We start from the raw sequence: 9,170 nt of genomic DNA on the forward strand, positions 1-9,170 counted from the left end.
GGTGGTGCTCGCCACCGCCGCGCCGCCGCCCCGCGCGCTCGCCCGGCTCGCCGCGCTCACCCCCGCCGGCCCGGCCGCCGCCGTGTGCGTGCTGCTCGCCGGCCACCCGTCCCGACTGCCCGGCGAGACCGCGCCGCCGCTGGGCGGCACCACCGCGGTCCGGCTCAGTCAGGGGTACGCGCACGTCGGCGACCCGCCCGGCACCCCGTTCAGCGCCGACGGCAGCGGGCTCGCCGCACCCGTCCTGCTCGACGGCGACCCGCCGCCCGCCTCGGTCCGCGCGCTCGCCGAGCACCTCGGCACCGCCACCCGCCGCGCCGACGCGTTGCCCTTCACCGACCTGCTGCCCGAGCGGCGTTGGGCCGAATCCGCCGGGAACGGCCTGCGTACGGTGATCGGCCGGACCGCCGGCACCGCGGCCTCCGGCACCCCGCTGACGCTCGCCTTCGACGACGCCACCCCGCACTGGCTGGTCGGCGGGCGCACCGGCGCCGGCAAGACCGTCTTCCTGCTCGACGTCCTCTACGGGCTCGCCGCTCGGTACTCGCCGGCCGAGTTGCAGCTCTACCTGCTCGACTTCAAGGAGGGCGTGAGCTTCACCGAGTTCGTGCCCACCGGTCGGGACCCGTCCTGGCTGCCGCACGCCCGTGCCGTCGGCATCGAATCCGACCGCGAGTACGGTCTCGCGGTGCTGCGTGAACTGCGCCGCGAGGCCCAGCGGCGGGCCACCGCGCTCAAACGGCACGGCGTCACCAAGCTCGCCGACCTGCCCCGGGACAATCCACTGCCGCGCATCGTGACCGTGATCGACGAGTTCCACGTGCTGCTCGCCGGCAACGACGCGCTGGCCCGCGAGTCCGTCGACCTGCTGGAGGAGTTGGCCCGCAAGGGCCGCTCGTACGGCATCCACCTGGTGCTCGCCAGTCAGAGCATGACCGGCATCGAAGCCCTCTACGGCCGGGCCGAGGCGATCTTCGGGCAGTTCGCGTTGCGGGTGGCGCTGCCCGGCGGCGGCGGGGTGCTCGACCAGCTCAACGACGCCGCCGCGGCCCTGCCGGTCGGCTCCGCCGTGGTCAACACCGCAGCCGGCGCGGTCGGCGCCGACACCGTGCTGCGCTTCCCGGACGCGCACGCCGCCGCGGCGGACCTCGCCGCGCTGCGCCACGAGCTGTGGCAGGCCCGCCCGCCGGGCTCGCGCGCACCCGCCGTCTTCAAGGGGTACGAAGCCGCGCGGATCGAGGACGATCCCACGTTCGCCGGATTGCGCCCCGGCGGCCGACGCCCGATGGCCCTGGTCGGCCGAACCGTCGACGTGCACGGCACCACCGCACTGTTCCTGATGGACACCACCCCCGGCCGGCACCTCGCCGTGGTGGGCACCGCACCGACCGGCGCGGACGTGCTGCGCGCCGCGACCCTCAGCCTGGCCCGACAGCACACCCCCGGCGACGCGCGCTTTCAGCTGGCCTGCCTGGTCACCGCCGCCGACCCGGTCGCCGACGACACCGAGACGCTGCTGCGGGCCGCCGGCCACCCGGTCCAGCGCCTCGACGCGGCCGGGCTGCGCGACCGGATCACCGCACTGGCCGCCGAGACCACCGGCCGCGAATACCTGGTGGTGTTCGGTATGGACGCCGCCGCGCCCGTCCTCGGAGCCACCGACCCCGGCACGTTCCGCTCCGGCCTGGACGACCTGCGTACCGTCCTGCGCCAGGGCCCCGCGCACGGGGTGCACCTGCTCGGCTGGTGGCGGGGGCTGCGCCGGCTCGCCGACGACCTCGGCGGCACCCAGAACCGCGACGACGTCGCCTGCCTGATCGCGCTCAACGTGCCCGGCGCCGAGCTGGCCCTGCACCTCGGCGCGCACGACCTGACCTACACGCCCCGCCCCGACCGGGCGCTGCTGATCGACCGGCACGACCAGCGGACCCGGCTGATCGTCCCGTTCGTCGGCGACGGGCACGACCCGGACGGGGAACGCTGACAGTGTCCTTCGAGGAGTACGCGGCGCTGGCCCGGCAACTCTCCGCGCAGCACCGCGCCGGCGAACAGCATGCCGCCGCCGAGTCCGCGCGTCGCCGCGACCTGCACGCCGCCGTCGACTACCTCCAGCAGCGGCTGACCGCCCAGGGGCAGCGCCTCGACCAGCTCGGCCGAGCCATCGGCATCGACCAACCACCCCCACCCCCAGCCCCTGGCCCTGGCCCTGGCCCTGGCCTTGGCCCTCACCCTGGCCAGGGAACGGGGGCGCCGGGCGATGCCACCACCTGGCCTGGCCCGCCGTCCGGCTCCGGTTCAGCCTCCGCTGCGGGGTCCGGCTCGGTTTCGGCTGCCGGCTCTGGTTCGGGCTCAGCTGCGGGGTCCGGCCCCTCCACCGCGCCCGGGGCCGGGGACGGGGAATCCGCCGGCGCAGCCGGCGCGCCGGGGCGGGCGGGGGTCGGGGCGTACCCCCAGTTGCCGGCGGGGGAGGCGCGGCTTGCGCTGCCGACGGCGGTGAGCCCGGCGGGCGGTGGGGTGCCGGCGCAGCGCGCGGCGGCGGTCGACCCGGCGGTGGAGCTGGAGCTGGCCCGGCGGATGGCCGACGAGGCCGACCGGCACGGGCAACAGGCGGAGCTGCTGGCCCAGCGGCCGGTGCTGCTGCCGACGTGGTCGCCGCTGGCCCGCGCGGTCGCCGTCTACGCCGGCTGCGGGGCTGCTGCGGGGGTGCTCATGCTGATGCTGGTGCTCGCCTCCGGGGTGGGCCTGGTCGACGGGTTCACCCTCGGCGCGTGGATCTGCGCGGGGCTGCCGGCGGTGGCGTTCTTCGGTGGGTACCTGGTGCTGGGCCGGTGGGGGCGGCCCGCGATGGTCGCCGGCACCCCGCCGCGTTACCTGCCGCTGGGTTTCCTGATCTGCTTCCTGCTGGTGCCGATGGGCTATTGCGCCTACCTGCTCCTGGTCCGCGGCCTGCGCTGATGACCGCCGACCTGGCATCCGGTCTGCGATTCGCCGCGCAGCCGGTCATCAGCGTGTTCGTGCCGGGCGTCCCGGCCCGGGTGCCGGAACTCGCCGACGGCGGCGTCGTGCCGCTCGACGTGCAGACCTACGCCCTTGAGCGGGACGAACCGTACGCCTGCGTCACCGAGCACGACCTGGTCTTCCACGAACTGCCACCGCTCCTGCACCGCTACCTGGCCCACTGCCTGCGGGTCGCCTGCGCCGCCGGCGACACAGTGGTCTGGCTCGGCTTCGAAGGCTCGTTCCACTTCGACCAGCTCCTCACCGAGGCAGTCGCGCCGCAGGTGTACGGGGTCTGCGCGCCCGGCGGGGAGCCTGTCGTGGCCCCAGACCTGCCCACCCTCGCAACGCCGGATTGGCGACTGGCCGTCACCGCACACGGGAGCCTGTCGTAGGGGCCTAACCCAGGTCGTAGGTGATGCTGCCGGCGTCGCTGAACCTCTGCTCGGCGCCGCTGTTCGAGGGGCTGAAGACGCGGCAGGCGCAGCCGTCGACGGGCCGCCCCGCTGACGCTTCGGCGTAGTACCAGACCTGACCCAGCTGGGCCCTGAACGTGCGACTGGTCCGCGCTGGCACCTCGACCGCCCGGTGCGGTTCGCACTGAGCGTCGAAGAGCCACAGCACGTACGGCTCACTGGTCGCCGAGGCGGTGCCGCGCACCAGTTCTCCCCATCGACCCTCGGGGATGTCCCGTTGGAAGTACGCCACCGCGTCCTGGCCCTTGGTCCTGGCGATGCAGGCCCGGTCGAATGGTGCCCGAGATTCCTGGGTCGGGGTGGGCGCGTCCGGTGCCGATGAGGACGACTGGAGGCTGCTGAGGATGCTCTGCCCGTCACCGGTCGCGACGGCGACGACGAGCAGGAGGGCGAGAAGCCCGATGAGACCGCCGGACAGCCCAATGGCGCGAGCCCGGCGACCACGCCCAGCCGATGTCGTGTCTGTCTTCTGCGCCGTCAAGCCACGTCCCCCCGTAGTCAGCCGCCACCGAGTCTATGAGGCTTCGCGCTCCGGCGTGGTCCCGAGCCCGGCAACGCGCCTGCCGTCGGCGGTTCCACTGTGATTCGCCTGGTCGGGTGTCAGGCCATCAACGCGCTCAAGATCGAGGGCTTGGTGGAAGGTGTTGGTGGCGTGGGGGTCTTCGTCGCCGAACGCTGAATGTCCGACCGGCCCGGCGCCTCTCGGTCACCCTTCCGCGCCAGATCTTGGACACTTTCCGTTAGCTGGTAACGGAAAGTGTCCAAGATCTGGAGCGCCATCCGGATCCGGCCGGGGTTTCGTCGACACAAATCGTCCGAATCGCTCGCTTGGGACGTCCACCGCTCAGAGAGTGACGCGGAAGCGAGCGGGCGGTCGCGCTGGGTGCGCGGATCTCGTACGCTCCCATGTGGTCTCTGCCGGTGCGGTGGTGGAGGCGATGGTCGACCACGGGGAGGTGCGCGTGAGCGCAGCACAGATCATCGCGAGGTTGGCGGCGGCGTCGCAGAAGCTGGACGAGGCGAAGGCCAAGACCGCAGCGGCAGCACAGGACGCGGCCGAAGCGCGAGCACTCGTAGCCGGTGCTCTGGAGGGTGTGGCTGCTGGTCCGCTGGTCGGCATGATCGACTCGTACCGTCAGGCGCTCGCGCAGGCATCCCAGGGTGGCGACCCGGCCAAGCAGCACGTGCAGGAGACGATCGCCAAGGTCCGAGCGCTGGGAAACTGACCACGGGTGGTGGCAGCGCAATCCACCAACCACCCGCAGCAGCGAAGCCAGTTATCAGGTCTGCGGTCCCTCGGCCATCAGGAACGATGGGCCGACGTCTCAGCAGCAGACGTGCATGCCGTCCTGTCCGCGGTAACGACGACAAGGTGGAGGCTGCGATTGAGGCAGCCGGGTGACAGGCACACCTGGGACGGGTTCGGGCTGATCGAACCGGAGGTAGTGATCAGGTGATGAAAAGTAGGTGTCGGACGTGGTTCTGACCTACTTCTCATCACTTGATCATGAGATCCCGCTTTTCTGGCTAGCGCCCTCGACGCGGTTCAGCGGGTGACGCGGACCGTGTTGTTGAAGTCCAGGTAGTCGCAGTATTCCTGTTCGCACAGTTCGAAGTGTCCGCTGGCGAGCGCCACGCCCCGGTTGAAGGCGTAGCCGCCCGCCTCAGCGAACACCCGCCCCGTGACGACCTGAGGCTCACCCGAGCAGCTCAGCGGCGCCCAGCCCGTCCCGTACGCCACGTGATCGCCCGACCGCTGCCGAAGGACCAGTTCCGACGCGCCGGACAAGCCGGCCTGGCAGGTCACGGTGAGGGTGAGGTCCACGGCGACGCCGCGTGCGACGAGGGTCGCGGAGGTGACGTCGACGCTGCTCGCCGCGCTTGCCGGCGTCGGCGCCAGCATGACGGAGAGGGTCAGTCCGAGCAGTGCGATGGTGGTGATGATGCGGCGCACGAGGGTCCTCCTTGCCGGAGTGGGGTGCTTACCTACGGTCACCCTAGACCCAAGCGGCAGCTACGGACATCAATCGACGACGGGCGCGCGTGCCGTCGGTCTGTACGTAGCATCGAATGTGGCTGGCGACCCAGCCGACCGGGCTGTCCTCGACCGTGTCGTGCTGCTCGGGTGTGGTCACGCCATCGCCTCCATCGTCGCGTCTGGACGGTCGAGCGGGGCGTCGATCATACGCGGCGGGAGAGAGGTCAGGCGCGCGAGCGCGGCAGGCAGCACTTCTTGTACTTGGCGCCGGACCCGCACCAGCAGGTGTCGTTGCGGCCGGGCGGCCAGGCTGTCAGGCTCGACTCGTCGAGGCTGTCGGCGTACTCGTCGAGGGTTTCCTCGTCGGTGGGGTCGCTGCCCGCGTCCCGCGCGAAGGCCGCCAGGCCGTCCACGGTGCCGACGACCACGCCCAGGTCGGCGCCGCCCAGACCCGAGGCCTCGACGAACGTGCGTTCGAGCTGGGTACGGTGCTCGTCCCAGGTGGCGGGATACCTCTCGATGAGAGTGGGCCAGCGCAGCAGCAGGGCGTCGAACTCCGTTTTTGGCCAGAACAGCAGCGTCGCCGGGCCGTCGTCGAGGGCGTCGAGCGCGTGGGTGGTCGCGGCGCGCAGCCGGTCGGCGAGGTTGTCGTACTCGTCGTGGGGTAGGCCCTGTTCTTCGCGCAGGTCGTGCCGCTGCTGGACCAGGCCGTAGATCATGGCGGCGGCCTCGTCCTGGGCATCCTCGGACGCGTACTGCTGGGTCCGGGTCCGTTCCAGGATGGCGTCCAGCGCCTCGGTGAGCCATTCCAGCGCCAGTTCAGCGTGGCCGGACTCGGCCAGCTCGTCGATCAGGTACGTGGCCTCGGGGTCGGTCTCCAGCAGCGGCCGCAGTGCGGTCAGCTCGGCCATGCCCTCGTCCGAGCGGCCGAGGCGCAGCAGCAGGCCGCCGCGCACCGCTCGGGCGTACGCGTTGTCGTCCGGCTGCTCGGCGATGGCGCGGGTGGCCAGGGCGAGCGCGTCGGCCAGGTCACCGGCCTGCTCCAGGATGTCCGCGGCGACCAGCAGGGCGTACCCGGTGTCGTCGGGGTCGGCGACCCGCCCCTCGTCGACGGCGCCCACCAGCTCGGCGACGAGCGCGGCCGGGTCGGGGCTCTCGGTGCCCAGGGCGCCGATCTCTTCGATGCGGTCGGCGGTCAGCAGCTCGGACATGGGCGCATCCTGAAAGACGAGACGGTGGGTGGGGGGAGCGGCCAGCGTACTCCGGGACATGGCGCAGCCCGGGCGGCGAATCGCCCGGGCTGCGACACGAACCGTCAGCGGGTCGCCGGCATGGTGGCGAACTCGCCGGCTAGCTCGGACTCGACGATCGTCGCGGTGGACGGCCGGCGACCGGCCGACGCCCGCCGGGCGGACGGGACGGTGAGGGCCGCGAGCGCGGCGGCCAGGGCGATCGCGGTGAGGACGAGAAACCCCGTCGTGAAGCCGGCCTCCCGGGGCAGGCCGTTGGCCTGCGGGTGGGCGGTGATCACGCCACTGACCACGGCCGCGCCGATCGCGCCGCCGATGGTGCGGATGTTGGCGTTCATGCCGGTCGCCACGCCGGTCTGGCTGGCGGGCACGCTGGCCACGATCAGGTTGGCCATCGAGGCGAACGCCAGGCCGATGCCGAGGCCGACCAGGCCACCGGCGACGGCGACCTCCCAGCGGGTGTCGTGCGCGGTGGCGAGCATCGCGGAGGCGGCCACGTTGAACGTGGCACCGGTGGCGAGCTGCGCCTTGGCACTGAAGACGGCCTGGAGTCGGCCGGCGACGAGACCGGCGACGAACATCGCGACGAGCATCGGGAGCATGAGCAGACCGGCCTGGCTGATGCTCGCGCCGAAGCCGTAGCCGGCGGCGGTCGGGGTCTGCAGGAACTGCGGGAGGAACGCGTACACGGAGAACATCGACGCGCCGTAGAGCAGGGCGACCAGGTTGGTGGTCCAGACGCCGGGCAGGCGCATCATCCGCATGTCGATCAGCGGGTTGCTGGACCGCAGTTCGGTGACCAGCCAGCCGACCAGCAGCACCACGGCGAGCGCCAGCAGACCGAGCACCCGGGTGGAGGTCCAGCCCCAGGCGGCGCCCTGGCTGATCGGTAGCAGCAGCGCGACCAGCCAGCCGGAGAGCAGCACTGTGGCGCGCCAGTCGATGCGTCCGGGGGTACGGACCGGCGACTCGGGCACGAACAGGTGCGCGGCCACGGCGGTCAGCCCGACCACGACCATCGGGATCCAGAACAGCCAGCGGTAGTCCAGCGTGCTGACGATCGGGCCGGCCAGCACGATGCCCAGCCCGCCGCCGACGGCGACGATCGCCGAGATGGCGGCCACGGCGGTGGAGACCCGGGCGGCCGGGAACTCGTCGCGGATGATGCCGAACGACAGCGGAAAGACCGCTCCGCCGATGCCCTGCACGACCCGGGCGAGAATGAGGACGCCGATGTTCGGCGCGATGGCGGCGAGTAGGCAGCCGACGGCGAGGGCGGCGAGCGAGACGACAAGCATCCGCTCCTTGCCGATCATGTCGCCGACCCGTCCGAGGATCGGCGTGAAGATCGACGCGCTGAGCAGGTAGGCGGTCAGGACCCAGGTCACGGTGTTCTGGGAGGTGTGCAGGTCCTGCTGGATGGTCGGTAGAACCGGGGTGATCAGCGACTGGAGCATCGCGAAGAACCCGGCGCCGGCCGCGAGCACGGTGAAGGTGAACCGACGCGAGCTGCGTCGGGAGGTCACTGCCACGAGAGAAAACTCCCTGATTACGTACGGGATGGAGGCGTCTCACCCGTCGTCTGTGACGGGCTGTCTGTCGGGTCCGGGCGATCGCGGTGGCCAGGCAACGATCGGGCGGATGCCGAGGTAAGCTAACCGGAGGCAGGCCTCCGGGGATTCCGGAGGGGTGCCTCCACTAAGCTAGCGGAGGGTTGCCTCCGGATGCAACCAGGGTGAGGTGACGCACGTCATGACCAGCGCAGGGCAGGCGCCCGAGGTCTTCGCCCGGCGGCCCAAGCGGGCCGACGCGCGGCGCAACTACGACGCCCTGATCACGGCGGCACGCGAGGCGTTCGCCGAGCACGGCGCCGCCGCCTCGCTGGAGGACGTGGCCCGTCGCGCCGGGGTGGGCATCGGCACGCTCTACCGCAACTTCCCGACCCGCCGGCACCTGTTCGAGGCCGTCTACGTCGAGGAGGTCCGGGAGCTGTGCCACTCCGCCGAGGGCCTGGCCGAGCTGCCACCCTGGGACGCGCTCGTCGCCTGGCTGCACCGCTTCGTCGCGTACGTCGCCACCAAGCGGGCGCTCGCCGAGCAGTTGCTGCACGACTCCGAGATCTTCACCAGCTGCCGGACGGAGATCTTCTCCGCCGGTGAGCCGCTGATGCGTCGGGCGCAGGCCGCCGGTGTGGTCCGGAACGACATCGGCTTCGACGACGTGGTGCGGCTGATCAGCGGCCTCACCATGGCCCAGTTCCCGTCACCCGAGCAGCGTGACCGGGTGCTGGGCGTGGCCCTGGACGGCCTGCGCCCACCGGCCGCGCCCCGCTGACGACCGAGCCGGCCGCGCCCCGCTGACGACCGAGCCGGCCGCGCCCCGCTGACGACCGAGCCGGCCGCGCCGCGCTGACGACCGAGCCGGCCGCGTCCCGCTGACGGCCCCCCGGCCGGGCAGCGGTCGGCCAGC

General features: G+C 72.3%; 9 protein-coding genes. 5 read left to right on the forward strand and 4 right to left on the reverse strand.

Features of this window, described 5'->3' with window-relative positions:
- The 3 genes from ABZU52_RS30710 to ABZU52_RS30720 all read left to right on the forward strand — a co-directional run.
- Positions 1–1,984 (forward strand): FtsK/SpoIIIE domain-containing protein (locus tag ABZU52_RS30710; protein WP_354974425.1); only part of this gene is annotated, 1,984 nt, incomplete at its 5' end.
- A 2-nt stretch (positions 1,985–1,986) separates the two neighbouring features.
- Positions 1,987–2,955: a hypothetical protein gene (locus ABZU52_RS30715; protein ID WP_354974426.1), complete on the forward strand. Its 969-nt coding sequence runs from the start codon at positions 1,987–1,989 to the stop codon at positions 2,953–2,955.
- The gene (locus ABZU52_RS30720) at positions 2,955–3,392 is read left to right on the forward strand and encodes a hypothetical protein (RefSeq protein ID WP_354974427.1); all 438 of its coding nucleotides are present in this window, start codon (positions 2,955–2,957) and stop codon (positions 3,390–3,392) included. The genes ABZU52_RS30715 and ABZU52_RS30720 overlap by 1 nt, the downstream gene beginning before the upstream one ends.
- Positions 3,393–3,396: 4 nt before the next feature.
- Here the strand turns inward: ABZU52_RS30720 and ABZU52_RS30725 are convergent, their stop codons facing one another.
- Positions 3,397–3,954, reverse strand: coding sequence for a hypothetical protein (locus tag ABZU52_RS30725; protein WP_354974428.1), 558 nt, complete (start codon positions 3,952–3,954; stop codon positions 3,397–3,399).
- Between the two features lie 481 nt (positions 3,955–4,435).
- Here ABZU52_RS30725 and ABZU52_RS30730 point away from each other — a divergent pair, with 481 nt between their 5' ends.
- Positions 4,436–4,699, forward strand: a complete 264-nt coding sequence (locus ABZU52_RS30730; RefSeq protein WP_030489032.1) for a DUF6244 family protein — start codon at positions 4,436–4,438, stop codon at positions 4,697–4,699.
- Positions 4,700–5,019: 320 nt separating this feature from the next.
- Here the strand turns inward: ABZU52_RS30730 and ABZU52_RS30735 are convergent, their stop codons facing one another.
- The 3 genes from ABZU52_RS30735 to ABZU52_RS30745 form a co-directional block, all read right to left on the reverse strand.
- Positions 5,020–5,427: a hypothetical protein gene (locus ABZU52_RS30735; RefSeq protein ID WP_354974429.1), complete on the reverse strand. Its 408-nt coding sequence runs from the start codon at positions 5,425–5,427 to the stop codon at positions 5,020–5,022.
- Positions 5,428–5,675: 248 nt separating this feature from the next.
- Positions 5,676–6,662 carry an SEC-C domain-containing protein gene (locus ABZU52_RS30740; protein WP_354974430.1) on the reverse strand — a complete coding sequence of 329 codons (987 nt, stop codon included), beginning with the start codon at positions 6,660–6,662 and terminating at the stop codon, positions 5,676–5,678.
- Between the two features lie 104 nt (positions 6,663–6,766).
- Positions 6,767–8,233, reverse strand: coding sequence for an MFS transporter (locus ABZU52_RS30745; RefSeq protein WP_354974431.1), 1,467 nt, complete (start codon positions 8,231–8,233; stop codon positions 6,767–6,769).
- 220 nt (positions 8,234–8,453) lie between these two features.
- Between ABZU52_RS30745 and ABZU52_RS30750 the strand changes: the two genes are divergently transcribed.
- Positions 8,454–9,035 carry a helix-turn-helix domain-containing protein gene (locus tag ABZU52_RS30750; protein WP_354974432.1) on the forward strand — a complete coding sequence of 194 codons (582 nt, stop codon included), beginning with the start codon at positions 8,454–8,456 and terminating at the stop codon, positions 9,033–9,035.
- Positions 9,036–9,170 lie beyond the last annotated feature (135 nt).

The organism is Micromonospora sp. NPDC005220, from assembly GCF_040607895.1.
In the GTDB taxonomy this organism is placed as follows: domain Bacteria; phylum Actinomycetota; class Actinomycetes; order Mycobacteriales; family Micromonosporaceae; genus Micromonospora.